Source organism: Companilactobacillus sp. FL22-3 (assembly GCF_054881455.1).
In genome coordinates this window covers 95,871-122,420 of the sequence record NZ_JBTYYZ010000006.1, presented here as the reverse complement: position 1 = coordinate 122,420, position 26,550 = coordinate 95,871, and the positions used below count along the sequence as shown (strand labels likewise).

General features: G+C 38.0%; 25 protein-coding genes. 6 read left to right on the top strand and 19 right to left on the bottom strand.

Features of this window, described 5'->3' with window-relative positions; genetic code table 11:
- Nucleotides 1-11: 11 nt before the first annotated feature.
- The 4 genes from ACYT32_RS07050 to coaA form a co-directional block, all read right to left on the bottom strand.
- Nucleotides 12-293 (bottom strand): hypothetical protein, encoded by a 282-nt coding sequence (locus ACYT32_RS07050; RefSeq protein ID WP_395265308.1) that lies wholly within the window; start codon nt 291-293, stop codon nt 12-14.
- A 12-nt stretch (nt 294-305) separates the two neighbouring features.
- Complete coding sequence (locus tag ACYT32_RS07045; RefSeq protein ID WP_395265309.1) at nt 306-449, bottom strand: hypothetical protein; 144 nt, start codon at nt 447-449, stop codon at nt 306-308.
- A gap of 99 nt (nt 450-548) precedes the next feature.
- A complete protein-coding gene (gene guaA, locus ACYT32_RS07040; protein ID WP_395265310.1) occupies nt 549-2,114 on the bottom strand; it encodes a glutamine-hydrolyzing GMP synthase in 1,566 nt (521 codons plus the stop codon).
- A 57-nt stretch (nt 2,115-2,171) separates the two neighbouring features.
- Nucleotides 2,172-3,098 (bottom strand): type I pantothenate kinase, encoded by a 927-nt coding sequence (coaA, locus tag ACYT32_RS07035; protein WP_395265311.1) that lies wholly within the window; start codon nt 3,096-3,098, stop codon nt 2,172-2,174.
- Between the two features lie 91 nt (nt 3,099-3,189).
- On the opposite strand from coaA, the gene ACYT32_RS07030 reads away from it, so the two are divergent.
- Both ACYT32_RS07030 and ACYT32_RS07025 read left to right on the top strand, forming a co-directional pair.
- The gene (locus ACYT32_RS07030) at nt 3,190-3,771 is read left to right on the top strand and encodes an SGNH/GDSL hydrolase family protein (RefSeq protein WP_395265312.1); all 582 of its coding nucleotides are present in this window, start codon (nt 3,190-3,192) and stop codon (nt 3,769-3,771) included.
- 10 nt (nt 3,772-3,781) lie between these two features.
- The gene (locus tag ACYT32_RS07025) at nt 3,782-4,417 is read left to right on the top strand and encodes a GPP34 family phosphoprotein (RefSeq protein ID WP_395265314.1); all 636 of its coding nucleotides are present in this window, start codon (nt 3,782-3,784) and stop codon (nt 4,415-4,417) included.
- Between the two features lie 64 nt (nt 4,418-4,481).
- Here the strand turns inward: ACYT32_RS07025 and ACYT32_RS07020 are convergent, their stop codons facing one another.
- Complete coding sequence (locus tag ACYT32_RS07020) at nt 4,482-5,180, bottom strand: EAL domain-containing protein (protein WP_395265315.1); 699 nt, start codon at nt 5,178-5,180, stop codon at nt 4,482-4,484.
- A gap of 83 nt (nt 5,181-5,263) precedes the next feature.
- On the opposite strand from ACYT32_RS07020, the gene ACYT32_RS07015 reads away from it, so the two are divergent.
- The gene (locus tag ACYT32_RS07015) at nt 5,264-6,628 is read left to right on the top strand and encodes an FAD-dependent oxidoreductase (protein WP_395265430.1); all 1,365 of its coding nucleotides are present in this window, start codon (nt 5,264-5,266) and stop codon (nt 6,626-6,628) included.
- 77 nt (nt 6,629-6,705) lie between these two features.
- Here the strand turns inward: ACYT32_RS07015 and ACYT32_RS07010 are convergent, their stop codons facing one another.
- From ACYT32_RS07010 to ACYT32_RS06970, 9 genes are all read right to left on the bottom strand, one after another.
- Nucleotides 6,706-8,040 carry a dihydrolipoyl dehydrogenase family protein gene (locus ACYT32_RS07010; RefSeq protein ID WP_395265316.1) on the bottom strand — a complete coding sequence of 445 codons (1,335 nt, stop codon included), beginning with the start codon at nt 8,038-8,040 and terminating at the stop codon, nt 6,706-6,708.
- Between the two features lie 94 nt (nt 8,041-8,134).
- Complete coding sequence (locus tag ACYT32_RS07005; protein WP_395265317.1) at nt 8,135-8,782, bottom strand: L,D-transpeptidase; 648 nt, start codon at nt 8,780-8,782, stop codon at nt 8,135-8,137.
- 145 nt (nt 8,783-8,927) lie between these two features.
- Entirely contained in the window at nt 8,928-11,249 is a 2,322-nt protein-coding gene (helD, locus tag ACYT32_RS07000; protein ID WP_395265431.1) for an RNA polymerase recycling motor HelD, read from the bottom strand.
- A gap of 182 nt (nt 11,250-11,431) precedes the next feature.
- Nucleotides 11,432-12,190 (bottom strand): formate/nitrite transporter family protein, encoded by a 759-nt coding sequence (locus tag ACYT32_RS06995; protein WP_395265318.1) that lies wholly within the window; start codon nt 12,188-12,190, stop codon nt 11,432-11,434.
- A gap of 136 nt (nt 12,191-12,326) precedes the next feature.
- Nucleotides 12,327-13,862, bottom strand: a complete 1,536-nt coding sequence (locus tag ACYT32_RS06990) for a TIGR03766 family XrtG-associated glycosyltransferase (RefSeq protein WP_395265319.1) — start codon at nt 13,860-13,862, stop codon at nt 12,327-12,329.
- Nucleotides 13,863-13,873: 11 nt separating this feature from the next.
- Nucleotides 13,874-14,254, bottom strand: a complete 381-nt coding sequence (locus ACYT32_RS06985) for a 6-carboxytetrahydropterin synthase (protein WP_395265320.1) — start codon at nt 14,252-14,254, stop codon at nt 13,874-13,876.
- The gene (locus tag ACYT32_RS06980) at nt 14,251-15,588 is read right to left on the bottom strand and encodes a TIGR03111 family XrtG-associated glycosyltransferase (protein ID WP_395265321.1); all 1,338 of its coding nucleotides are present in this window, start codon (nt 15,586-15,588) and stop codon (nt 14,251-14,253) included. The genes ACYT32_RS06985 and ACYT32_RS06980 overlap by 4 nt, the downstream gene beginning before the upstream one ends.
- On the bottom strand, nt 15,585-16,181 hold the full coding sequence (gene xrtG / locus ACYT32_RS06975) for an exosortase family protein XrtG (protein ID WP_395265322.1): 597 nt from the start codon (nt 16,179-16,181) through the stop codon (nt 15,585-15,587). Before xrtG ends, ACYT32_RS06980 begins: the two co-directional genes overlap by 4 nt.
- Nucleotides 16,174-16,848 (bottom strand): Firmicu-CTERM sorting domain-containing protein, encoded by a 675-nt coding sequence (locus tag ACYT32_RS06970; protein ID WP_395265323.1) that lies wholly within the window; start codon nt 16,846-16,848, stop codon nt 16,174-16,176. The genes xrtG and ACYT32_RS06970 overlap by 8 nt, the downstream gene beginning before the upstream one ends.
- A 300-nt stretch (nt 16,849-17,148) precedes the next feature.
- Between ACYT32_RS06970 and ACYT32_RS06965 the strand changes: the two genes are divergently transcribed.
- The 3 genes from ACYT32_RS06965 to ACYT32_RS06955 all read left to right on the top strand — a co-directional run bounded on the left by ACYT32_RS06965 (nt 17,149) and on the right by ACYT32_RS06955 (nt 21,206).
- Complete coding sequence (locus ACYT32_RS06965) at nt 17,149-18,357, top strand: glycine C-acetyltransferase (protein ID WP_395265324.1); 1,209 nt, start codon at nt 17,149-17,151, stop codon at nt 18,355-18,357.
- A 15-nt stretch (nt 18,358-18,372) separates the two neighbouring features.
- On the top strand, nt 18,373-19,383 hold the full coding sequence (locus tag ACYT32_RS06960) for an NAD-dependent epimerase/dehydratase family protein (protein WP_395265325.1): 1,011 nt from the start codon (nt 18,373-18,375) through the stop codon (nt 19,381-19,383).
- Nucleotides 19,384-19,655: 272 nt separating this feature from the next.
- Complete coding sequence (locus ACYT32_RS06955) at nt 19,656-21,206, top strand: Ig-like domain-containing protein (RefSeq protein WP_395265326.1); 1,551 nt, start codon at nt 19,656-19,658, stop codon at nt 21,204-21,206.
- Nucleotides 21,207-21,297: 91 nt separating this feature from the next.
- Here the strand turns inward: ACYT32_RS06955 and ACYT32_RS06950 are convergent, their stop codons facing one another.
- From ACYT32_RS06950 to ACYT32_RS06930, 5 genes are all read right to left on the bottom strand, one after another.
- A complete protein-coding gene (locus ACYT32_RS06950; RefSeq protein WP_395265327.1) occupies nt 21,298-21,984 on the bottom strand; it encodes a Crp/Fnr family transcriptional regulator in 687 nt (228 codons plus the stop codon).
- Between the two features lie 13 nt (nt 21,985-21,997).
- Nucleotides 21,998-22,552 carry a ferritin-like domain-containing protein gene (locus tag ACYT32_RS06945; protein WP_395265328.1) on the bottom strand — a complete coding sequence of 185 codons (555 nt, stop codon included), beginning with the start codon at nt 22,550-22,552 and terminating at the stop codon, nt 21,998-22,000.
- Nucleotides 22,552-22,782 (bottom strand): heavy-metal-associated domain-containing protein, encoded by a 231-nt coding sequence (locus ACYT32_RS06940; protein WP_395265329.1) that lies wholly within the window; start codon nt 22,780-22,782, stop codon nt 22,552-22,554. The genes ACYT32_RS06945 and ACYT32_RS06940 overlap by 1 nt, the downstream gene beginning before the upstream one ends.
- A 143-nt stretch (nt 22,783-22,925) precedes the next feature.
- Nucleotides 22,926-24,824, bottom strand: a complete 1,899-nt coding sequence (locus tag ACYT32_RS06935; RefSeq protein ID WP_395265330.1) for a heavy metal translocating P-type ATPase — start codon at nt 24,822-24,824, stop codon at nt 22,926-22,928.
- 548 nt (nt 24,825-25,372) lie between these two features.
- Entirely contained in the window at nt 25,373-26,548 is a 1,176-nt protein-coding gene (locus ACYT32_RS06930; protein WP_395265331.1) for an aminotransferase class I/II-fold pyridoxal phosphate-dependent enzyme, read from the bottom strand.
- Between the last annotated feature and the right edge of the window lie 2 nt (nt 26,549-26,550).

Below are 26,550 nucleotides of genomic sequence, written 5' to 3'. Positions count from 1 at the left end.
TACAATAGTTTTTACGATTCTAGAAATGCCACGACTTTCTTATAACATTTAATCAAACTACTGTTAGAATCATTAACTGACGTATTCAATTGATTCAAATTAAGATTGTCTGCCAAATCAGCTAACTTTACCTCTTTAGCTATAGGATTTGGTTTTAATTTTTCTAAATACTCATGATAGGTTTCATCGGACGTTCTGGTCAATAATTTAACGGTATTTACTATCTTTTCCGGAATACCATCTTCCAGCAAATCCTCAACTGTTGTGTCTGTATCTTCTAATATATCATGCAAATACCCTGTTGCTTACGTTTCAGGACTAGTACATTTTTCTGCAACTTCTACCAGATGAAAAATATATGGATTTCCTCCGTGGTCAACCTGTTTAAGATGAGCATAATATGCAATATATCTCGCATTAAATACAATGTTTTCACTAAATTTGGCCATTATTGTCACTCCTAATAAGCATTGTTTGCTCTTTTGTTTGCCTTTTATACAAAAATAGCTCAGAAAGACTAGTCTAACCAAGCTATTTGTACTATTCAATTATTCCCACTCAATAGTTGCAGGCGGCTTAGAAGTAATATCATAAACTACACGGTTAACGTGATCAACTTCGTTTACGATTCTAACTGAGATCTTTTGCAATACATCCCAAGGGATTTGAGCAAAGTCAGCTGTCATACCATCAATTGAGGTAACGGCACGAATACCAACTGTGTAATCGTAAGTACGGCCATCACCCATGACACCAACTGAACGAATTCCTGGCAAGACGGTAAAGTATTGCCAAATTTTTTCGTCCAATCCGTTCTTAGCAATTTCATCACGAAGAATCCAGTCGCTATCACGAACGATTTCTAGTTTATCTTCGGTAACTTCACCGATAACACGAATTCCAAGGCCTGGACCTGGGAATGGTTGACGCCATACTAATTCGTGTGGCATACCTAATTTTTCACCAAGTTCACGAACTTCATCTTTGAACAAGGTTCTCAATGGTTCGATCAACTTAAATTGCATGTCTTCTGGAAGTCCACCAACGTTGTGGTGAGATTTGATTGTTTGAGCAGTACTTGTACCACTTTCGATAACGTCTGTATAAAGTGTTCCTTGAGCTAGGAAGTCGATACCATCTAACTTAGTAGCTTCGTCGTTGAACACTTGGATAAATTCGTTACCAATGATCTTACGTTTCTTTTCAGGATCAGTTACGCCAGCAAGTTTGTCTAGGAAACGTTTTTGCGCATCTACTTTGATGATGTTCAAACCAAACTTACCTTTCAAACTATCCATAACTTGATCTGCTTCGTTCTTACGCAACAAACCATGATCAACAAAGATACTTGTCAATTGTGTACCGATGGCTTTGTGTAGCAAAACGCCAACAACTGAAGAATCGACACCACCAGATAGTCCAAGAAGAACTTTCTTGTCACCAACTGTGTCACGAATCTTTTTAATTTGTTGATCAATGAAATCATCCATTGACCAGTTAGCTTGAGCTTCACAAACGTCAAAGGCAAAGTGCTTTAGGATATCCAAGCCATATTCAGTATTTCTAACTTCGGCATGGAATTGGACACCATACATTTTCTTTTCGTCGTTAGCAATCGAAGAAATAGGTGCATTCTTACTTGTAGCGACAACTTTAAAACCTTCTGGAGCTTCTCTAACGAGGTCTCCATGACTCATCCAGACATATTGCTTTTCTGGTAAGCCTTTAAATAGGACAGAATCTGAATCTTTAACTGTAATATCAGCACGTCCATATTCACGGTTATCAGCTGGTTCAACTTTTCCGCCTAAATTATAAGACATCAATTGCATACCGTAACAAATACCCAAGATAGGAATTCCTAACTTGTAAATGTCTTGGTCGATTGAAAAGGCATCCTTGTCGTAGACACTCATTGGTCCACCAGAAAGAATGATTCCTTTAGGATTGATTTCTTTAACTTCTGCAGCAGTAATAGTATTTGGTAGTAATTCAGAGTAGATACCGAAATCTCTGATTCGGCGTGTAATCAACTGATTGTATTGACTACCGTAGTCTAGAACGATGATGCTATCAGCATCAGGCCATTGCTTGCTCAAATCAATTTCCCCCATTTTTTTATTTATTCTATTGTATACGAAATTCGGTCTCATGTCATACATTGTTAACGCTTAATATTTACGAAGATAAATTTTATCGATCTGATGATCTTCTGACTTGTGTAAAATCAGGTTGGCTCGGTTCATCGTCGGTTTAATATAATCACGTAAGTTAGGATAATTGATTGTTTCCCAAACCCGTTTTGCCATGCTCATAGCGTCTTTTTCCGGAATCTGGGTGAATTGGTAGTAATAACTATTAGGATCGTTTCTAGCTAAATCTAATAGCTTCTCGAAGCGATTCAAGAACCATTCCTCAATATCTTTGACTTCTGCGTCGATATAAATGGAAAAATCAAAAAAGTCGCTGACATAGATCTGTTCGTTATGAGGCAATTGTAATACATTTATCCCTTCAACGATCAAAATATCTGGATTGTCAGTCTCTTCGTACCTATCGGGAATGATATCGTAAATATTGTGTGAATAAAGTGGATACTTGATTTTACCGCCTTTAGTCTTGACATCGCCCAAAAATTTTAACAGTTTCTCCATATCGTACGTCTCAGGGAAACCTTTTTTCTCCATTAAATGACGTTCTTTCAATATTTTACTAGGATACAAAAAGCCATCCGTCGTCATCTGTGAGACTTTATACTGTGGATAGGCGCGCTCCAGCATTATCTTCAATAACCGGGCGGTAGTGCTTTTTCCAACGGCAACTGAACCAGAGACTCCAATAATAAAAGGAATCTTTCTAGTCGAACGATTGATCAGTTCGTTTTTTAATTTCGTCAATTTACGATAATTCTTTAAGTAGATATGCAATAAGTGACGAATCGGAGCATAGATCGATCTGACATCATCGATGGATATTTCATCATCTAAGGATTTGATTTTTCTCAGCTCGCCGTCAGTAATTGCTTGTTTGGTGTATTCACCGTGGAAATTCTCCCATTGCTTGCGAGTAAATTCATCGTAGTTAGCTAAACTTTGCATATTGTTAAACCCTGCTTAATATAATAATTAACTTTTGTTTGTTTTCTGGTATTCTAGTATAGTATAGAACTTTTTTAAAAAGGAAACATATATGAAAAGAATAGTATTATTTGGGGACTTCACTTTATTAGGGGTTCGCGATGGCAAAACTAGCGATACACTCGCAAAACGCCTGCGCAAAAACTTCCCTGGTTATGAAGTCATTAATCTGTCGCTTGCGGATTACAAGACCAGTAATGCTATGACACGTGTTGATCGTGTGGCCCGCCTTCGTCCTGAAGCAATCGTTTTAGGATTCGGGGCTAACGATATCTGCACTACCGATGAAATCAAGCCTGGTAAATTTGCGGCTAATCTGTCGAATATGATTGCAAGTTTGGATCGACAAAAAATTATTTTATTGTCGCCGCCTTACATCGACTGGCAGAAGAATCCAACTCGTCCTTGGACCCGTCAGCTCCAATTCGAGTTAGTAACTGAACATCTCAGCCACCGACTAGACGTATCGTATGTTGATTTGCTGCACGATATGGCTTACGGTGCTAATCTTTCAAAAATGTTACAATCAGACGGTTTGCACTTTACCAAGCAAGGTTATAATCTCTTAGAAGACGAGTTAATACCAGAAATTAAAGCCAAATTAACTAACCATTCCAAGTTAGTGGCAAATTAAGGAGCACTTTATGGATTTAAATATTCCTCAAAAATATTTTATTTTATCGTGTAACGAAAAAGGTAGTATTCGTATTTTTAAGAATACCAGACGTCGTGCTTATTTAGCCGAAAGTTCATTTTTCGACCTAGCACTGAATGATATTATCGACCTGACAGACAACAGTGTCATCATTAATAAGGTTTTGCCCGACGACAAACAATATCTTAACGAATTTTTCCAAATCATCAATAAGAATCAGGGCAAGAGCGTCAATCACGTTTTAAGAGCAATGGCAACCAACGAAAAGATCACTCGGATCATTTACAATGAAATCGGTGATTCATTAGTCGACAAAGTTGACGTGACTAAGGCGGTAACGGGATTAGTTTTCAAGACTAACAATTATTTACCTAACCGCAACGTTAAACGCAGTCTGGTCAGTGATCTACGTAAGGAAATATTGAACTCTGACAAGATTTCACCAGACGCCTTTGCTCTATTAGCGACCTTATATGGCAATCATGATTTGAAATTTTACTTCTCACCATTTGAACAGAAACAATTGAAGGATAAGATGGATCTTTATCAAAATGATCCCACCTATGAAAAGCTGTTCGAACTTTCCAAGAAACTAAATCGTGTTACTTTAACACTTTTGAGTTAATTATTACCGCAAATACCCTCTGACTCTAGTTGAGAATCAGAGGGTATTTTTCGTTCAGCAATTATTAGAATCCTAAGTCAACCGGATCATCGGGCAAATGCAACAACTTGGGCTTGCCATAGTAATAGCCCTGACGTAATGGAATATCAAAGGACTTGCTCAATTTAGCATCATTTGCATCCTCAATCCCTTCTAAAATTAGGCGCAAACCGTACTCATTACTGATGGCATGCCAGAAATGTAACTTTTCTTGAATGTTTGGGTCTTTAGACTCGCTACGAAAATTCTGTAGAGCAAACTTCAATTCCGAAGCTAAAGGCAAGAACTCTTGAATACTCTTAAAATCATTGACACCAGTTCCAACATCATCCAATGACAATTGCATCCCCTGCTCGATAAATTTACGCAATTGTGGAATCAAACTAGTATCAGGATAACTCTTGCAACCTTTTTCCTCAGTTAATTCCACGACTAACTTAGCTGGATAGAGTTGTTTTTGACTCTGAATGATAGCTTTAGCAATGGTCGTATCCATCAGTTGTTCACGATTAATGTTGACTGAACAGTATTGTACTTTTAGGCCTAAAATCTTCGTTGTCTGAATCAACAAGTCCGAAATGATTTGTGAGTCGATATCTTTAAATGAAGCCGGAATCCGCCAGCCTTGATCAGTCAATTCCTTCATTAACAACTCATATCCAAAAATCGTATTCTTCTTTCCATCCAATTGTGGTTGCACAAAATAACGATAAATCGTTTTCATACTTTCATTCCCCTATAAACGAGTGTATATTTACCATAGTTATTATCTACCCGTAGTATACGACAAAGAGAAAGGATAGCAATATCACGAACAAAAAAGTTATTATTGTTGGCTGTACTCACGCTGGAATCGCAGCCATTAATCAAATCATCAAATATTATCCAAATACTGATATAACGGTTTACGAACGCCACCAAGAGATTTCTTATCTGGCCTGTGGAACGTATTTACATCTCGGGGGAACGGTTAAAAACTTAGACGATGTTTTCTATGCCGATCCAAAAGATTTTATCAAAAAAGGCGTCGATATGAAGATGCAACATGACGTCATCAGTATCAACGCTAAAGAGCACACTGTCTTAGCTCAAGATTTAAAAACTAAAGCGATGGTTCACGACCACTATGATAAATTACTCATCGCTACCGGGTCACTGACCGCCATTCCAGCTATCAGTGGTATCGAAAGTCCCCGGGTAATGCTTGGTAAGACTTGTGACGAGGCAAATCAGCTTTACGCTGTAGCTAAAAATAGTCATCGAATCGCCATTGTTGGCGGTGGTTATGCTGGAGTAGAGTTTGCAGAAGGTTATCGAAAATCCAATCATGAAGTTCATTTGATTGAAAAGGATCATTATCTCTTGCACGAATATCTCAGTCCTACTATGTCTGAAAAAGTCAAACAACTTTTGATTGAAAATGGCGTTCATGTTATGACTGATACCTTGGTCACCCAATTCAACGACTTACCTAACGATAAAATCAATCTCAAATCAACTAATTGTGATTGTGATGTCGATTTGGTTACAGTTGCACCTGGTACCGTACCACAATCGGATCTAGTTAAAGGTCAAGTCAATATCGCTGAAAATGGAGCTATCATCACTGATCCATATATGGGAACTTCTGACCCAGATATTTTTGCGGCTGGAGATGCCACCGAAGTTCACTTCAATCCAACTTTCACAACAGCTTATATTCCTTTAGCTTCTCACGCAATCCGTCAAGGTATGCTAGCCGGAATCAACATTTTCAACAAAAGAGTTCGAACGATGGGCACGCAAGCTACTACCGGCATGCTACTTTTCGATAAGACCATTGCCGCTACTGGTTTGACTCTCGAAAATGCTCAAAAAGCTCATTTCAATGCCGCATCCGTAATCTACGAAGGCAATTATCGGCCTGATTTCATGCCCACCACCGCAAAAGTCACTGTCGAATTGGTTTATGACAAAGACAGCCGTAAAGTTCTAGGTGCTCAAATGATGTCTGATCATGAAATCTCCCAATCGGCCAACACGATGTCGGTAGTGATCCAAAACGGCAACACGATTGATGAATTAGCTTTATTAGATATGCTCTTCTCGCCTAACTTCGATCAACCCTTTAATTACTTGAATTTAGTTGCTCAAAAGGCCGTCGACCAAGAACACGGTTTTTGGAGAAAATAATTTCTCAATAAGATTTTTACACGTAAAAAAACCTCTGATTCGAAATATAAAATCAGAGGTTTTTTGCATACAATATTTTAGGCCCGATGCCAAGCTGCATATCCAATAGTTGGGAAAAGACCCACTAAACGGCCAACTTGTTGACGGTCAAATTGGAATTCTATCGCTGGCAATAATGCATTTACGGCATCTTGCGCTTGGTCACTTATTTCGGTAACTCCTACTAAGTGGCCTTTTTGATCGTGAATTTGTTTACTTTGAGCCAATGGTTCTTTGTCTACCTTGTAATACCAATAATCAGCTAAGTCGTTGGATGCAATATCGTAACCCTTTTCTTGACCTTCTTCAACTGACACTCCAGCTTTAGCGATTCGTGGTGAAGTGAAGACTACTGATGGGATAACGGGAAGCTTGATTGGTTCAGTTGTTTGACCAGAGAACAGTTGCATTAAGTAGAGCGATTCAAAGTAAGCGGCTGGGGTAACTTTTGGTAAGTCATTGGCGACCACATCCCCTGCAGCATAGATGTTCTCAACGTTTGTTTGTAAATAATCATTGACGAACACACCACTGTGGTCATATTTAACACCGACATTTTCCAAAGCTAAATTCTCTAGATTAGGAATTCGGCCGGTTGCGTCTAAGATCCAATCAGTAACTAAGGATTGGCCATTGCCGTAGTTAACTTTAAAGGCCGTAGCTGTTTTCTCAAAGGATTGCACGTTAGCTTTTTCGATAAACTTTACGCCACGGTGCTTGAGATCATCAACTACCATCTTGACGTACGGTTGATAGAACTTGCGTAAAACTTTATCTGAATGCAACATCACAGTGACATTGGCTCCGGAAGCGTTGGCAATTGTCGCAAATTCCATCCCAATGTAGCCCGAACCAATGATGGTGATGTCTTTGGGCAAAGTGGTCAAATTCATAAAGTCTTCGCTATCATGAGCCAACTCTGTGCCCACGATATCTAAACGATGAGGTTTCAAACCAGTGGCTATCACGATCTTTTCAGCTGTCACTGAAGTTTTATTATCGATCAAAACGGTGTGGTTATCTTTAAAAGTCGCATGGCCTTTCATAATCGTAGCCCCAGCGTTTTCTAGACGATTAGTTAAATCTTGAGGCAGATTATCGATGATCTCCTGTTTATGAGCTACATTCTTAGTCCAGTCAATCGTTAAATCACCCTTTAAAACACCGGCCATTCTTTCAGCTTCACGGGTCATTTTAACTGGCTCATCCAAAGTTATTTTGGCGTTGCAGCCACGATTAGGACAAGTTCCACCAACTAGTCCACTTTCAATAACCCCAACTTTGACCCCAATCTTAGCTAAGGGTGTCGCTCCATCGAATGTTGCGTGTCCAGATCCAATGTAAAGTACGTCATAATCAAATTTTTCACTCATCAAGCTGACCTCCGAAAGTTTAAGTATATATTCAACTTAAAACATTTCGATTGCCATGACAATAAATCCGCTTTCATTATTCGATCTTAATTGCTTAAGCATGGTATTTTCCGTGGATAACAACTTTCATTCCTGTTGGCACATTATCATAGACCCACTTGCAATCAGGTGTGGAAAGATGAATACAGCCATGTGACGATGGTTCGTTCCCCAAGGTTTTGGCGATCTTGTCATCATACTTCCCGTTAACATCTGTCGGTGTAGTATGGAATAAATACTCACCATGATGTAAAAATGATACCCAGTAATAGGCTCCCATCTTTAACGGCTTGGTGTAGAAAAAATCTCCCCGTTCATTTTGAATGTAATAAGTTCCCCGTGGGGTCGTATCATGTTTACCAGTTGAAGAATACATTTCGTATAACGTCGTTTTACCATCTTTGATATACGTCCGTTGCGTCGCTATATCGACATCGATCCAAGCATTAGGATGTTGGTTCAAATCTGGATAAGACTTCTTCTCCGAAGACTGATCGTACTTGAAATTCTTTAAGCTGACCATTCCTTTGTCCTCTCGAACTTGAGGGGCCTTTTTAATATCTTTTCTCGCGTCTTTTTTAGTTTCAACTTTGACATCCTTTTGGACCTCATTGTGTTGCGAAAAGTGTCCGACAACTAAGAGAATTATCGCTAACGACGCAATAATTATGCCACTGATCTTATATACCCATTTAATTTTCACTTAATTTCCCCCAAAAAATATCTAGCTTTAAGTATATTATTCGGGAAGAGCTTTAACAATCCTTGATTAAAAATATTATCCAAAAAAGAAAATACCTACCAATTCCATATTTAGAATCGGCAGGTATTTGCGTTCTTTAAAACGATTAAATTTTAGGTTGAGCTACTTGATAATACTTTTCGGGCACACGTTCCAATAATTGTGATGGTGCTCCAATTACAGTAATGGTCAACTTGTGCATTGCTCTAGAAGCAATCGTATAGACTAATTGTTGTTCGTCTTCGTCAAATTTGTCCTTAGATGCATCCCACATAATGACCGCATCGAATTCCAGTCCCTTAGCCAAGAATGATGGCAAGACGATCGTGCCTGTAGCCAAGCGTTGGTTTTCAGAACGGATCAAAGTTGATTGCACACCTTGAGCTTTTAACAGCTTATGCAATTCTTCCGCATCAGCCAAAGTTTTAGCAATGATGGCGGTCGTATATTTATGTTGATTATTTTCTTGTAGCTGCGTCATCACTTGTTGAATCGATTGATCGATATCCTTAGCCAATAGCATATTTGGCAAATCACCGTTACGATTGAACGGCTCAATCTTTTGGCCATTTGTCAAAATAGCTTTCGTAAAGTCCGTAATTTGTTTTGTCGAACGATATGAGTGAACTAATTGAACTACTCTCGTTTCATCGGCATTGAACAAACTTTGAGCTTCCGTCAGCAAGGTCTGACTATTTTTCTTAGTAAAGATCGATTGATTCAAGTCACCTAACATCGTGTAACGAGCCCGTGGGAATTTATATTTCATGTAGGCCAATTGGAATGGCGTATAATCTTGAATCTCGTCGATGAAGACAAATTTCATGTCCAATTCACCGTGTTTACCAGTCACCAAATCATACAAGTAAAGGTAAGGACTAAGATTATTCATCGAAATTTGTTTATTTTGGAAAGCTGTGACAAAATTCTCTACATATTGATCCCATTGTTCGTCAGTAATTTCGTAATCTTTTAAGTTGACGATCTTAGGGACAGCTTTGAGAAAGTTCATATAGTTGCTGGCAACGTTCAAGAAACGCAGACGCTTGATATTCTTATAAACGCCTTGCATCATTGCCGTGACGATCTTACGAGCTAAGAACTTCTTCTCTTCATCGCCATTCTTAAATTCCTGATCAGCGGTGTTATATAAAGCTTGCAACTGTTCCTGACTCAAATTCTCGATTCTTTCCGCAACCCACTTCGAGCGCATTTCCGCACCAATTTTACGATGCAACATTTTGACCAAACGATCGACCGTCGCATCCAAACGATTGCCCAAATTATATTGGGAACCATAACTATAGTAGATTTCTTGAATTTTTTCCTTCGCAATAAAGACTTTGCCTTGGAACTTGATGTCCTTAAAAGCCATTCCGCTTTGACCGAGTAGCTTACTATAATTAGTCAGTATCTTGAAAAACTCAATATCCGAGACGAACTTGCTGACGGATTTACTATTAGTATCGACAACTGTTTCAAATTGATCAGATAAGCTTTCGACTGTTAAGTTAGGTAAACGGCGTGCTAAAAATTGCTTGTAAGTCATTTGCACCATGTTTTGTTCACCCATTTCTGGCAAAACATCTTTGATATAGTCATTGAACAACGAGTTAGGTGAGAACATTACTACCTGACTGGATGTTAACGTCCCACGATAGCGATATAGCAAGAAAGCGATCCGTTGAAGGATAGCTGAAGTTTTACCAGAACCAGCAGCTCCTTGAACAAACAATAATTTCGACTTAGTATCACGAATGATCTTGTTTTGTTCACTCTGAATCGTCTTAACGATCCCTTTCATATGTGTCGAAGATTTACCATCTAAGACTTCCAAGAGCATTTGGTCACCGATCGTTTCTTGCGTGTCAAAGTAAGCTCTGATCTTGCCATCTTCCACCAAAAACTGACGTTTCAAGTATAATTCAACTTGCTGTTCCCCATCGGGAGTTTGGTAAGTTACATCGCCCAATTTACCATCATAATAAATAGAAGAAATTGGTGCTCGCCAATCGTAAACTAAAAAGTGATCATTGCGGTCAGTAAAAGAACTTAAACCAATATAAACGGTCTCCTTTTTGGGTTCACCTTTTTCCTGGAAGTCTAATCGTGCAAAGAAAGGTGTCTTTTCCAGCTTTTTGAGAATGCCTAAACGTTGTTTCGACTGTTGCCAACTGTTGTTTCTTTCGTCAAGCATCTGTTGCTGTTGATGAATGGATAGGGCTGCATCCATTGAGATCGAATCGCCATCCATTCCAATGTGAATATCATCGAAAGCATTATTAATAACTTTTAAGTCATCTTCAGCGACTTCAATATGTTCCTGAAGACAGCTTTCGGACTTTTTAATTTGTGCAACCACATCATTCAAATGTGCTTGTTCACGTTGCTTTTCGTCCTGTTCGTTAACCTTAGGTTTGTCTGTCATCATAATAACCTCTTAAATTAAAGTTATATTATGTTACCACTATTATGCTGAGATTTCAAAAATCCATCAAAGCGTTATCATAACTTTGGAAAATAAAAAAGGACAGCATCTTCCTGCCATCCCTCAATAACTTGCCATCTATTTTATCTCAATATTCGATAATTAACCAACATTTAGATTTATTATTTTTTATAACTCAGATGATAAAATCCGGCAACAAAAACAATTCCCCCAACGATATTACCTAGATAAACTGGGACGAAGTTTTGGAAAAAGAGCCACCAGTTACTCCCACCTTCAAAAATAGCGGCCGGAATAATAAAACAATTGGCAATACTATGCTGAAAACCAATTGCCACGAAAATCATGATTGGAAACCAGATCCCCCAAATCTTGCCAGCTGCATCTTTTGCACCCATAGCTAACCACACCGCTAACCCAACTAACCAGTTACAGCCGATTCCGGAAACAAAAGCTGAAAAAAAGCTAGCACTAGTCTTACTGTTGGCAATGTTGATCACCGCTTGAGCAAAAGGCTGTGCATGAGTTAAACCTGTCACATGACCAAAGAAATAAGCTACAAAGACTGCCCCTAAGAAATTAAATAAGGTAATCACTGCTAAGTTCATCAAGTAGTCACTTAATTTAATCTTTTTCGAATAGAGCGCCGTTCCCACGGCCATCATGTTTCCAGTAGCCAGTTCTCCCCCAGCTAAGAGGATAGCAATCAACCCAATAGGAAAAACGGTTGCACCGACTAGCGCTTTGACACTCCCCAAAGCACTGGGAATTGATGCTGTCACCCGTACATAAGCTAAGAAGCCAATTGATATTAACGCTCCACCGATAAAGCCCAGCAACATTTTGGCCAACAACGTCTTTTTCAATTTACTAACTCCGGTCGTGATACTCTTTTGCAGAATTTCTTCTGGAGTAGACATATTCGATCCCCCATATTCAACATTTGGTCTTTTTAAAATATCATCTATTACCGAACATTTCAACGAAACCAGCGATAATAATTCGGATAACACGTATCCATAAAAATAACGCAGCTTTTTTATAAGCTACGTTATTTTATAATTTGGTCCATGCAAATAATTCGGTCAATTTTTGCCATGACTTACCCCAGCTGAGAGCTGACAAGATAAGAAACGCTGGCAGGAATTGAATTAGATAGCGGCTTCTTCCACCTTCAAAGATCAGCAAGAACATAAAGCCTCCAATAATGGTCAATCGCAATAACTGCACGATTTTACGGTCATCTTTCCAATTAAAAAGAATCGTTGCTAACAAAAATACCCACCACACTTGAGCTATATATCGAAAATCGCCCAAGTTTTTACCATATAGATAAACGAAATTACGGATTTTACCAGCCAATCCTTTTGAGGACGGTTTAGGATTATCGCTGATAAAATGTCCTTCTTTGATCCAGGCAAAAGTTCCATCAGCCGTATTATTAGCGTGCTTTTGGAGAAGAAATTTCAGATAGCCCCAGAAACCTTTCTTTTGAAGCCGTTTTTCTAGCACTTTTTTGGAATAGGCCGTTTGGGCTTGTTTACTAGGCATCTTAGCCATCATTAAAGCATCGTGAGCGTTGTAGCCGCCATCACCAGAAACTCCCATACTGATAAAATGCAATGGCACAATGGCACGTTCAGCATTGACCTTAATGTATTTTTGGTGATCGATGGCATAATTTGTAATCGAATAAGTTGGTACGGCGCCAATTAAGATTATCAACCCCAAGATAAACTCAATAATCATTCTTTCCTTTGAAAATTTACCTTTGAATAAATATAGCAATTCGATTAAGCCGATGGCGATTATCCCAATGATGGCTGACGGTTTGATAAAGTAGGTCCCAGCAACCGTAATTCCTAATAAAAGTGCCACAATACTTTTCCAAATCAAATTTAATTTCCCGTATCGCAACAAACAATACAGAAAAATATACATCGAAACGAATGGTAATACCCAAGCGTCAGTATAAGGCACGATTATCATTGGAAAGACCGATAGCCACAATGCATGCATATAAATGGCCAGCGGAACTTTTTTAGGATCGATAACTAACACGCTACAAATATTCAACACTGCCGAAAGGTCAACGAAAAACAGAGTTATCAGGTCAAACAGCAACCATGAATGATTTTTAAAAAATAATGCCAACTGGTGTTGCCATAACATCGTGGCAATATTATTCATGTTAAGTGAAAAGTAAGCTCTGGTTTCAATATCAGTTGTCTGAATCAACGCCCGATGAATCGCTCCCGGATCAAAACCAATTGCTGGATGAACATTCAATACGAAGACTATCTGAATTATCACTACCACACTTAATGAAGTAATTGATGTTACCCACTGACGATCAATAAAAATATATTTTAATAAGTCCGCCCAAGATTCAAACGTCAAAAAAGTTCCGATCACAATTAAAGCGGTAATTATAAATAGAGCCGTCACTATAGTCGTCCCTGAACCAGTTACATTATTATCACCCAAAATCAGATTGGGCGAGGTAATCGCAAAATAACAAGTTAATAGAAATAAAAAATAAAACAAATATTTAATTAATTTACTGCCAAAAATAAAGACTTTATTCTTCATACGCACCCCTGTTATTTCAAGGTTATGCAATAAAATCTAGTTGGAGATTCGCCAATCTCTAAACGAGTTAAAACTGCATCTCTTTTACGTAAAATATCGTTAATGACGCTGAAGAAATAAGTGGTCAAATTTTCTAAAGTAGGGTTTATACGATCAAAGGGTGGTACTTCATTTAAAAACTTCCCCGAAACCCGTTGTGACACTTCCTTCAATTCATTTTCAATCACGTTAAAAGGCACCATTTGTTCATGATTGACATGTATCTCACAAATAATCGCCCAAGTATGCATGTGTTCTTTTCCAATGCCATTTTCCCAACGGACAGCATGACTAGCATTGATATAAGATGTTAACTTATAAGTACTGTATGTTTCATAACCTTCTATATTCAACTTTTATCCCTCTCCAGACTCCGAATATCTTTCCCAAAAACTTTTAAAATTCGCTGTATTTCTTCTTTAAAACTCAAAGCATTCCACTCGTGGCTATTGCTAGCTACATTCAATGTTCCCACTAATCTAAAACAAGAACAGATGAAATTATAAAATGGCAAAGTCCAAGCTACCCATGTGAGTTTGATATAAAATCGCCGTTCATTCTCGAATTCCCTCAACAACATTCGCACACATAAATTATTCAGAATTGAAACCATCGCGTACAAAAAATAAATAATAAGATACGAAATTCCCAAAACCACTGGTGAATAGCGGTAGAACAAGAGAACAAAACTAGCAAACATCCAAATCATCTTTGGAAATAAAAAGGTGTGATCAATTACCAAACGTCGCACCAAAAAATTCTTGAAGAAAAACTTTACGTCCGCATTATTGTTCATATACGACTTAATTACTTCTAATTCACCACGATGCCACCGTTGCCGTTGTCGATAGAGGGCATCTAACCCATCGATTGGTTCAATATAAAAAATAGCATTAGTACAAATTAAGATCTTTTTCTTCAGCCGATCACGAATTTGAAAGGTCATCTCAGTATCTTCACCTAATGTATTCGTATCATACATGAAGGTTTTCATAATCACGGATTTTCGAAAAGCCGAGAAAGCGCCAGACATGGTAAATAATTGATTCTCATAAGATTCGATCACCCGACCGGAAAGAAAAGCTTGAGCATACTCAAAGTACTCATTCTGTCGCAACAATCTTAAGAAAGGCTTTTTAGTTCGCTTGATCAAATCTTTTCTAGGTAAAATAGTTCCCGTCATGGCTGAAATATCAATATTATTCTCAAATTTTAAAACCATATTCATCAAAGCATGCTTTTCCAAGGTTCCATCACTGTCAATATTGATTACATACACGCCAATTGCCTCATAAATCGAAGCATTCAAGGCATTAGCTTTCCCCTTAATTGTGTTAAGCAATTGCATGTTCAAATTAAATTTGTTTTGTGCTCTGGCAAATTCACCAAAACTATTATCCGTACTTTGATTATCAGCTACTATAATTTGAATTAACTTGTCAGGATATGTTGAATCCTTAATTGATTTAATACAATTGTAAAGCGTCGCTTCCGAATTATAGACCGGTATTATTATCGTAATAAACGGCAATTTAAGCGGCATTTCTTCTTTAACAGTCTGAGCATTTCTGGCAGCCAGCCTGATAGCAGAAATAACGGCAGGAATTATTTCGATCACAATGGGAATCAAGATCCAGGTCAGCCAAAATCCCATTTGTCTAATTGTTAAATACCAAAAATATTTCATACACTTCTTACTTTCTTTTTAAACAGCTTGTAGAATTCTTGCGCCCAATGTGAATAAGTGAAGACGTTGTAATACAAGACAATGATCAACAGGTAAAAGACTAATCTTCCCAAAATTGAATGTGCCAAATAAAAGACGTCTGCCCCACCCAAATAGACCATTGCCACAACGATAATCAATCTAACAACATTGGCTAAATAGATCCAAACCAAGCCGAGTATTGAATAAAAAAATTTTTCTTTACGTGAATATGTCGGATAAAAAAGCAATAAACTCATATAAGCCATTGTTTCAATTATCCCTGAACATTCATAGTCAATTTGCAAAGTAACCGGAGTGGCTTGATTCGTAATGTAGATCCATCCGTACTTCGGATAAACAGAGCCCATTTTTATAAGTTTTTCAACTATTGCAACACCGTCGATCACTCCGTGAGTAAAAAACCAAACCCAATAAGGCGTGCTTAAGGTCATCAAGACAAAAAAACAGCCAACACTGCCGACAAGAAAAGAAAAAGCCGTCAGTCGAGCTCTTCTTACAACTGACAGCAAATATATCCAAATAATGATACCCAGTAACAAAAAACTATTCATTAGACGTCTCCCTAAGTCTTTTGATTCTAGGCATTTTAAAAATCGCAAATAAAGCTATGGCTAAGCCACTGATTGCTAACAAGACTGGACCAGTACTTCCACCTACAACGTGCAAAGTTTTACTTCCTAAGTCCTCATTTGAGAGCGTAATATCTTGTGAAGCTGTATTAGTTATACCCAACTCTGACAAAGGCAATTTAAATTCCATATCTAATTTAAAACCTTTACCGTTTCCTTGATTAACCTTACTTTTTATATAAACTTGTGAAGACTCAGCAACTTTATTAATTTTGCCATCGCCATCAATTTCTTGAACGTTCATCGTCGTCAGCCGATTGCCACTCGCATAATCATCTGGATCGACTGTTAGCAGAAACGTTTTGTCACCAACAGTTAACTTATAACCTGAACGTGCGATCTCTTGATAACCAACACCATGTCTTGGTGACATGCTCGCATAAAAATACACGTTATCTTTGTCAGCTACTAAAGACTCCTTCTTTATCAGACCTCTATTCGATTTAGTAATTGGTTTATCTTTCCAATCATTAAAATTACCATCGATTTTTATATCGGTATTATTGCTATTTGTTGCGGCTTCAACATTGGTTGTCCCCGTTAACACTAAAGCCCCAAAAATCAAAAGTGCCAAGAATATTTTCCTCATAGTCATTCTCCCCTAAGCCTGAACTCATCGACTCATTATATAACGAATCCTCTACACTATGAATATATTTTTTAATAAAAAATATAAATATAGTCATGTTTTTTTAGAGTTTTTATATTCCCTAAATATAACTTCAACTTTTTAATCACTTGACAAAACGTCTATTAGGCCAACTAACTAGAGCCAGCTTGAACTATCTTTAGTATGTGGATAGCTTAACAAGCTAAGTCTTTGTAAGCGGTTTCTCCGTCTTGTATAGTACGGATGTACGGACAATATCAATTGCAAAGGAGTCTACAAATGAGTTCAACCACACTGACAAACTTTTTGACCACCGGTATCGACGAATTGAAGAAAAACGGTCTTTTCAACACTATCGATACTTTGCAAGGTAGTAATGGTCCCATAATTGAAATTGCTGGCAAAAGATTGATCAATTTAGCTTCCAATAATTATCTCGGTTTTGCGACCAATCAAGAGGTGATTCAAGCTTCAATCGATGCCACTAAGAAATTTGGTGCTGGAGCCGGAGCCGTTCGCACCATTAACGGTACTCTAGATATTCACCAACAATTAGAAGAAAAAATTGCTGAATTTAAGGGGACAGAAGCCGCAATTGCTTTCCAATCTGGATTCAACGCTAACTTGGGTACTATCCCTGCCATCATGAAAAAAGGTGACGCGATACTTTCCGATGAACTGAATCATGCCTCAATCATCGATGGAGCTCGACTTTCTGGAGCCAAGATTATCCGTGTCAAACATCAGGATATGGCAGACTTAAAGATGAAAGCTCAACAATTAAGATCAGATAATATCTATCGAAAAATCATGTATATCACCGATGGCGTTTTTTCAATGGACGGCGACATTGCCAATATCCCAGAAATCGTCAAAATTTGTGAAGAAAATGACATCATTACTTACGTGGACGATGCTCACGGAACTGGAGTTATGGGACATGGTGCTGGAACGGTGAAAGAATTTCACTTGCAAGATCATGTCGACTTACAAATGGGTACCCTTTCCAAAGGAATTGGCGTCGTTGGCGGTTATATAGCTGGTACAAAACAATTGATTACTTGGTTAAAATCACAAGCCCGGCCTTTCTTATTCTCAACCTCACTAACCCCCGGTGCGGCTGCTGGATGTATCAAAGCTATCGAGTTGATTCAAAACAATCCGCAATATGTTGAAAAGCTGTGGGACAATGCGAATTATTTCAAAGACTCGCTGCAAGACATTGGCTATAATATCGGTAAATCGCAAACACCGATCACTCCCGTCATTGTTGGCGATGAAAAATTAGCTCAGAAATTTTCCCAAAAGTTAATTGAAAATGGCGTCTATGCTAAACCAATCGTCTATCCAACTGTTCCTTTAGGGACTGGTCGTATTAGAAATATGCCCAACGCATCTCATACTAAAGACATGCTAGACCAAGCAATCGCAGTTTATGAACAAGTTGGTACCGAATTAAATATTCTTAACAAAGCAGTTCAATATTGAAAGGAGTAACTCCTCATGAAAAAAGTATTGATCACTGGTGCTTTAGGACAAATTGGTTCCGAACTGACTGAAAGATTACGTAATGACTTAGGCCCAGAGAATGTTATCTCAACTGATATCAGACGAATTGACGGTAATCCCGTTGTCGAAAATGGTCATTTTGAAGTTTTAGATGTGAAAGATTTTGACGCTTTCTTAAGAATTGCGACGGCGAATAAAGTCGATACTATTATTCATTTGGCAGCACTTTTATCAGCTAAGGCCGAAAAGAATCCGGCTTTTGCATGGGAATTAAATATGACGGGATTGATAAACGCTTTAGAAGTAGCACGTGAATTGGGTGCTGGAACCAAATTCTTTGCTCCATCCTCGATTGCAGCCTATGGACCAGACGCTGATCCTGACGACACACCCCAAGACACAGTAATGCATCCCTCAACTATTTATGGTGTGACCAAGGTCTCTGGAGAACTATTAGCAAACTACTACTATGAAAGATACGACATCGACACACGTTCAGTCCGTTTCCCCGGACTAATTTCTTATAAAGTAGCCCCAGGTGGTGGCACGACTGATTACGCCGTCGATATATATTACGAAGCTTTGAAGCACAAAAAATACCGTTCACCGATTGCCGATAAAACTTTAATGGATATGATGTACATGGATGATGCAATCGACGCTGTAGTGAAGTTAATGAATGCTGACCCAGACAAGTTGATCCATCGAAACGCCTTTAATATCACCTCGATTAGCTTTGATCCTGAAAGTATTGCTACTTCGATCAGACGACATATTCCCGATTTTGAATTAAGCTATCAAGTAGACCCTAAACTTCAAAAAATCGCCGATTCTTGGCCCAACTACATCAATGCTGACGATGCTATCAGTGAATGGGGCTTTTGTCCTAAGTTTGATCTGGATAAGATGACTGACGAAATGTTGACTCAATTGTCAAAGAAATTTCAAACGGAAGATATTGAAACTATGGTGCAAGTTGAACCTAGTGTTAAAGTTGGTAATTAATCAGCCACTTCAGAAAGATTAGTTGTTAAATATATAATAAATAAAGCAGTCTTAGATTCCTAATAAGATAGGAGTTTAAGACTGCTATTTGTTTTATTAAAAGCAGAGTAATATAACATAAATTGTTATAAAATAACAATATAAATAATAGTACAATTTGTCATATAGTATTTTATTATCCCAATTTTATGCTAAATTAAGCATCGATCAAAGCTATCAAAAAAAATAATTTAGATTACGATAGAAAATCCTTTGATTAAGGAGGGATGAATTTGAAAAGAATAACAATATTGGTATCGGCCATTATTGCTAGTTTTTTGCTTGTTCTAGTTTCAACGTCTAATCAAGTTTTTGCACGTGATATTACTGAGGTCGTAGGACTCGATAGTAATAGCGCAGTAATTTCAGACTCAGACGGACAAACATATGAGCATAATGCTGAATTACCAGAAAGCAGTAAATACACCTTGAATTATCAGTGGAGTATTCCCAACGGAGTTAAGGTTTCTGAAGGCGATACTTTAACTTTTGGTATACCTGACAATGTTCAAATCACTTCTGATAGATCATTTCCAATGCTAAACTCTTTGGGAGTCACTATCGGTACGATTACAGTCAAAAAGGGTGCCCCAACTGGAACAGTTGTTTTAAATGGCGTTTTGCCACTGACACCATTGAACCGTAAAGGGTTTATTCGTGTTGGTGTTAACGGAACTACCCCTGAAACTACCGAAACACTATCACAGATTATTTTAAATAAATCTGCGGCCTGGGTTGATCCGGACAAACCCACTACAATTAACTGGGAAGTCAATGTGTTTATTCAAGGTAGCGGTATAACTGATCCAACGTTTGTTGATACACTGGGTCCCAACCACACTTACGTTGATAATAGTGCCAAACTACTGGACAACCGAGGCTTTCCTATCCCCATAACTGTTACTAAAAATGGAAACACAATTACAGTTGTAGCCACAGGTAGCTTTGTCGGAGATATGAGATTGGTATATCAATCCACCACCAACGAACCAACTGGTGAGGATACCTTTACTAATCAAGTTACGATGACTGACCAAGAAGGACATTCCGAAACGGCTGATTCATCAGTGGATCGCCCAGCACCTCCAGTGATCGAAACTCCTGGTACTGAGCAACCTGGCACCGAAAACCCTGGCACCGAACAACCCGGTACCGAGCAGCCTGGTACTGAAAATCCTGGTACTGAAAACCCTGGTACCGAACAACCCGTTACTGAGCAACCCGGCACTGAAAACCCTGGTACTGAGCAACCTGGTACCGAACAGCCCGGTACTGAAAATCCTGGTACCGAACAGCCTGGTACCGAACAACCCGGCACTGAACAACCAAGTACCGAGAAACCTGGCACTGAATTGCCAAGTACCGAAAAACCTGGTACTGAACAACCAAGTACCGAGAAACCTGGTACCGAACAACCAAGTACCGAGAAACCTGGTACTGAACAACCAAGTACCGAGAAACCTGGTACTGAACAACCAAGTACCGAGAAACCTGGTACTGAACAACCAAGTACCGAGAAACCTGGTACTGAACAACCTGTTGTTGAGTTACCAAATGCGGAAAGTCCTTATGAACCTGGACCATTAAGTCCTAACAAACCAAGTGCAGTCTTACCTTCTAGTCCAGCACTAGAATCTAATAATGCAACTTCAAATAATGACTATAGCTCTCAAAAGTTCCCACAAACTGGTGATAAAAATCAATCAGCTTTAACACTTCTAGGACTTGTCTTATTAGTTGGAACAATGAATGTAGTTGTACTACATCGCCGTAGGATGAGATAGATTCATTTAGAAATTTCGTATTGATATTTCGGCATAAAAGCACAAAAGATCCTGAGTAAAATACAATATTTTACTCAGGATCTTTTTTTATTTAATCGATCATCATTAATCGATCAGCGTCTAAGATTTTAAATTTATTATTAGTTATTTTCTCAATCAAACCTTGGTCACTTAAGGCTGTTAGTTTCCGACTAATTGTCTCGGGGGTCGTACCCAGATAAGTTGCGATATCTTTTTTCTTGAGGGGCAAAGTAAAGACATCATTATCAAGTCCAGCACTTGTTTCCAAAAGGTAGTTGGCCAAACGGCTTTCAACGCTAGCAGTCGTAACTTCAGTTGTCTGTTGCTCCAACTGGCCTACTCGACGTCCTAGGGCGTTGACCATATTAACTGTCAATTCTGGCGTCTGTTGCATCAACTTTTGAAAATCACTACGGGTAATCTGGCAAACGGCGGTGTCCATCAAAGCTTGAGCATAACTGGCATGCTCCGAATCAGCGAACAAGGCTGCCTCACCATCGAAGTCTCCAGTTTGAAGGATGCGCAACATCTGCTCTTTCCCATTGGCTGACATTTGAAAAACTTTCGCCTGTCCATGAGCCACAATGATCAAGGAATCAGCTTTATCCCCGGCTGAAAAAAGATATTCGCCACTCTTATAGTGATGGTGAGTCACCAAGGTTGCAATCGTCTTTTTATCAGCGGTTGATAAATTTTTGAAAATAGAAACTAACTCTACACAATCTTCTGCAGTGTGGTCATGTGCCAACTTTGCCATCAATTATCGCTCCTTAGTCGAAATCTTCGTCGTCTTCCTCTTCAAAACCTTCACGTGCGCTTTTACCAAGTAAAGCTTGATAGATTCTAATTTGATGATTATTGAAACCTAACAATTGAACTAATACTTGAGCCATAAAAGGACGATCTTCGTTTTCAGCCAATTTGATTGCTCTAGTAACGAACATATTATCCGTATTGAAATCATTAACGACTGTTTGAATCATCTCATCAGCGCTCAAATATTTATTCTTGCCATCTTCTTCAATCATAGCGTAGTCTGAGTACTCTTTCATAGTGGATGGAGGTAATTGGCCTTCATCAAGTAATTCATCAGCTATCTTATCATACCAAGCATTATTTTCGTCAATTGTCTGTTTTAAAACTGATTTATAACTTTCAGCATTGCTTCCCTTGATAAACCAAGCAATCTGATGCAACTTGATATTCAAAAGAAAATGATTGGAAACGATGTGTCCTGTCATTGCTCCAGCTGTAGGTTTGTGGTGATCTGCGTCAGCCTGCTTTTGTTCAGCAGCGAATTTTTCATCAATTGTTAATTCTGTCATTATGCTAGCTCCTTAACTTTAACTTTTAGAACTTCATATCCAAGATCAGTAATAACTTGAGCCAACTTGTCAGCTGAAGTCTTGCTTTCATCAAAGTCTGCTCTTACTTTACCAGCGTTGAAGAGGACCTTTACGTTTGAAACACCGTCTTGATTTTCAACGGCCTTTTGAATTTTTGTCATACATGATGGGCATGTTAATTCACCTAATTGTAAAATTGCTTTTGCCATAATCGATTCCTCCATATTTCTTAATTCATCGCTAGTGAAGTTTCAAATACCCACGAGCTGTAAATGTTTCAAGCTTGAAGCACTTACAGCTCGCAAGTAATTCGAAAATCACTTGCTCAACTAACTTACAAACACTATTCTAATTAGTTTGCTGTCTTGAGAACTTGATTTGAATCAAGTTTTGAAGATTTATTTCTAATTAATCTCATCGCATTGAAGATAACGACTAAGATACTTACTTCGTGGACAAACATTCCGCTACCCATATGGATAACGCCAACAATCAAGCCGAGCAACAATAGTGCTACGGTACCAACAGCGATAACGATATTTTCTTTAGTATTAGCAACTGTCTTTTTAGCCAAAATATAAGCATGTGCTAAAGCATCGAAACTAGATTTAACCAAGATAATATCAGCTGTTTCAATAGCAACGTCAGTTCCGGTTCCCATACCAATCCCGATATCAGCTGTAGCAAGGGATGGACTATCATTGATACCATCACCAACGAAGGCTACTGTGCTACCTTGAGCTTGGAATTTTTTAACAAAAGTTACTTTATCTTCGGGCAATAATTCTGCATGAACTTCATCAATTGGTAATCTGTCAGCGACTCTTTGAGCAGCTACTTTGTTATCACCAGTTAACATGACGATTCGTTTCAAACCAGCGTCTTTCAAAGCTTGGAGACCTTCACGGGCATCACTTCTCAATTGATCATTGACACCAACGACTAATCTCAACTCTTGATCGATAGCCATTAAGACAACTGAATCACCATCATTCATTCGCTTATCGATAGCTTGTCTTTGTTCAGCGGAAATTTTGACATCGTTAGCTTTCATCAAACGTTCATTACCGACTAGAATCTTGAAATCATCATTTTGGCCAACTAAACCTTGGCCCTTTACAGTATCTAGTTCTGGTAGTGCAGGTGTTGCAGTAATTTTTTGATCAGTCGCATATTTAACGATTGCTTGTCCTAGTGGATGATCTGAAGTCTTTTCAACTGCAGCTAACAAGGCTAAGTTTTCTGCTTTGTCACCAAAGTTATCCACGTCAGTTACACTCATTTGGCCAGTTGTTAAAGTACCAGTTTTATCCAAAACTAAAGTATCAACATGTGAAAAACTATTTACGGCATTGCCGCCTTTCATCAGAATTCCGTTTTTCGCACCATTACCAATTCCGGCAACGTTGGAAACTGGTGCACCAATAACCAAAGCACCTGGGCATCCTAAAACAAGAACTATGATAGCTAGTGGGAAGTCACGTGTGATCGCCCAAACTAAAATACCAATAATTAAAACAGCGGGTGTGTAATATGTAGCAAATTTATCAATAAAACGAGCAGCTGGTGATTGACTATCTTGAGCTTCTTCAACTAGTTCGATGATTTTACCAAAAGTAGTATCTTCACCAACGGAAGTCGTTTCAACTGTAATAGTTCCATTATCGGTCAAAGATCCAGCGAAAACTTTATCGCCGATACCCTTTTTCACTGGTGTTGATTCACCAGTAATTGAAGCTTCATTCATATAACCTGTACCATCGATGATTTTGCCATCAACAGGAATTTGACCACCCGGTTTAACCAAGACATGGTCGCCTTCGTCCAAGTCATCGACGTCAACTGTTTCAGTTTGACCATCTTCATTGACTAATTCGGCGGTTGTAGAAGCCATTTGTGTCAAACTCTTAACGGAAGAACGAGTCTTTTCCAAAGTCTTCTGTTCCAAATAGTTACCAAAGAGAAAAAGAAAAGTTACGACGGCTGACTCTTCATATTCTCCAATAATAAAGGCACCAATAACCGCGATCGTTACCAATAATTCAATACTGATAACCTTATTTTGCAAAGCGGTAAAAGCATGTAGAGCTACTGGAATTGCTCCGAGGATACTGGCTACGATCATGAAGACTGTCGCAGCAGTTCCAAATTTTAAAACGTATTCTGAAAGTAAACTCAATACGATCAAAATTGCAATTGCAGCAGTAATTTTATTTTGATGTTTCGTAATCCATACGTTTAACTTTGTCATTTTGCTTACCTCTTTCTTAACTTACAAGACATATTCTAAGGGGTAAGGTGGTTTTAAAAATTGATGTGAATCAAGTTTTAGGATTTTTGATAAAAAAGTTGCATTTAAAACCATGTTTGGGGAAACTTTCAACTACCTGCCCAACAATCTTACAATTAGAGTTCAATACATTAGAAAAAAGAACTCATAACCTGAGCCCCATAGAATAAAGTGATTTCAAAAATCATCTAAAGGAGTTCTTAAGTTATGAGTTCGTATAATAGTTTCACATTAAAGATTCGAGAAATCACACTAGAATCAAGCATCTACTAAAATCATGGACACAGTGGCATCAATTTGATCGATTCCACCGATATTTATGGTAGTAATGATTTCAAAAAAGATTATTGATCACGTTCTCAATTGAGTATTAAGCGAGACAAACTATTTATTCAATAAAAACTGCCTCGATTCTGCTATCTTTCCCTTTGCACAGCCCTGATACACTAATGGATCTCACCAAAGTTACTAAAATTTTTAGTTAATCTTTCACCCTAATTAGGATTTTTTTATTTGCCGTATGCCATGTTCATTGCTTGATAAATATCTTCAACAATACTTTTAGGATCCTCAAGACCAACATACATTCTAACGTGTGAGATTGGTAGGCCTCGTTCTTCCAAATTAGATTCATTGTTACCCTTGAAAGATGGTAACGCTAAACTTTCAAAGCCTCCCCAACTGACTCCGATTGAAATAATTTTCAATGAATTAACGAAAATCTTTAATTTGTCGAAATCTTTATCTTTGAAATCAATTCCAAACAGCGAACCATACCCAGTCAAATATTTATCCGCAATTTCTTTTTGTTCGCCTGTTGCTAAATATGGATGATATATCTTTTCAATTCTATTATCATTCTTTAAAGCGTCTAATACGTATCTAATACTCTGATCGAATTGTGTCATTCTAACAGGTAATGTTCTAAGTCCGCGAATCGTTAACCATGCATTAAACGGACTTATTACTGCTCCCAAGGATTGATGTCCATTTTCAAAAATATTATCAATAATTTCAGCTTTACCTATTATAGCTCCACCAACACTATCTGAATGTCCCCCTATATATTTGGATAATGAATGAATAACAACATCAATACCATAATCCAATGGACTTTGGAAAATAGGTGATGCCCAAGTAGCATCAATTACTGTATAGATATTCCTGTCTCTAGCAAGCTTTGAAACTTTTTCTAAATCTATCATTTCAAATTTTTGCGATGATGGACTTTCAAAATAAATCATTTTTGTTTCTGGTTTAATATAATTTAAAATATCATCACTATTTTTAATATCTACCCTGTCACATTCCACACTATATTTTTTTAAGTATCTTCCAAACGAAACTGCTTCACCATAAATCGTGTTTAACATTAAAACATGATCACCGGCTTGTAAGAGTGTGAATATCGTTGCCGAAATGGCTCCCATTCCAGAACTGAACACCTTACATTTTTCACCATGTTCCAATTTGGCCAATTTTTCTTCAAGTGATTTAATGGTTGGATTTGAACCTCTAGTATAAACAAAATGATTTTTTTCATCTGAACTATAATCAATAAATTCCTCATAATTTGAGAAATGAAATGAAGTAGTCTGTACAATGTCTGGAGCCATGGGTACATAAGGTTCTATTGATTTCAAGTCCACTTCACTACAAACGTTATAAACATTTTCTTTTTCCAAAA

What these genes read in the sequence shown, in the direction of transcription:
- ACYT32_RS07045 (WP_395265309.1), bottom strand. Translation starts at nt 449, where the DNA reads ATGGCCAAATTTAGTGAAAACATTGTATTTAATGCGAGATATATTGCA.
- guaA (WP_395265310.1), bottom strand. Translation starts at nt 2,114, where the DNA reads ATGGGGGAAATTGATTTGAGCAAGCAATGGCCTGATGCTGATAGCATC.
- coaA (WP_395265311.1), bottom strand. Translation starts at nt 3,098, where the DNA reads ATGCAAAGTTTAGCTAACTACGATGAATTTACTCGCAAGCAATGGGAG.
- ACYT32_RS07030 (WP_395265312.1), top strand. Translation starts at nt 3,190, where the DNA reads ATGAAAAGAATAGTATTATTTGGGGACTTCACTTTATTAGGGGTTCGC.
- ACYT32_RS07025 (WP_395265314.1), top strand. Translation starts at nt 3,782, where the DNA reads ATGGATTTAAATATTCCTCAAAAATATTTTATTTTATCGTGTAACGAA.
- ACYT32_RS07020 (WP_395265315.1), bottom strand. Translation starts at nt 5,180, where the DNA reads ATGAAAACGATTTATCGTTATTTTGTGCAACCACAATTGGATGGAAAG.
- ACYT32_RS07010 (WP_395265316.1), bottom strand. Translation starts at nt 8,040, where the DNA reads ATGAGTGAAAAATTTGATTATGACGTACTTTACATTGGATCTGGACAC.
- helD (WP_395265431.1), bottom strand. Translation starts at nt 11,249, where the DNA reads ATGACAGACAAACCTAAGGTTAACGAACAGGACGAAAAGCAACGTGAA.
- ACYT32_RS06995 (WP_395265318.1), bottom strand. Translation starts at nt 12,190, where the DNA reads ATGTCTACTCCAGAAGAAATTCTGCAAAAGAGTATCACGACCGGAGTT.
- ACYT32_RS06990 (WP_395265319.1), bottom strand. Translation starts at nt 13,862, where the DNA reads ATGAAGAATAAAGTCTTTATTTTTGGCAGTAAATTAATTAAATATTTG.
- ACYT32_RS06980 (WP_395265321.1), bottom strand. Translation starts at nt 15,588, where the DNA reads ATGAAATATTTTTGGTATTTAACAATTAGACAAATGGGATTTTGGCTG.
- xrtG (WP_395265322.1), bottom strand. Translation starts at nt 16,181, where the DNA reads ATGAATAGTTTTTTGTTACTGGGTATCATTATTTGGATATATTTGCTG.
- ACYT32_RS06970 (WP_395265323.1), bottom strand. Translation starts at nt 16,848, where the DNA reads ATGAGGAAAATATTCTTGGCACTTTTGATTTTTGGGGCTTTAGTGTTA.
- ACYT32_RS06965 (WP_395265324.1), top strand. Translation starts at nt 17,149, where the DNA reads ATGAGTTCAACCACACTGACAAACTTTTTGACCACCGGTATCGACGAA.
- ACYT32_RS06960 (WP_395265325.1), top strand. Translation starts at nt 18,373, where the DNA reads ATGAAAAAAGTATTGATCACTGGTGCTTTAGGACAAATTGGTTCCGAA.
- ACYT32_RS06950 (WP_395265327.1), bottom strand. Translation starts at nt 21,984, where the DNA reads ATGGCAAAGTTGGCACATGACCACACTGCAGAAGATTGTGTAGAGTTA.
- ACYT32_RS06945 (WP_395265328.1), bottom strand. Translation starts at nt 22,552, where the DNA reads ATGACAGAATTAACAATTGATGAAAAATTCGCTGCTGAACAAAAGCAG.
- ACYT32_RS06940 (WP_395265329.1), bottom strand. Translation starts at nt 22,782, where the DNA reads ATGGCAAAAGCAATTTTACAATTAGGTGAATTAACATGCCCATCATGT.
- ACYT32_RS06935 (WP_395265330.1), bottom strand. Translation starts at nt 24,824, where the DNA reads ATGACAAAGTTAAACGTATGGATTACGAAACATCAAAATAAAATTACT.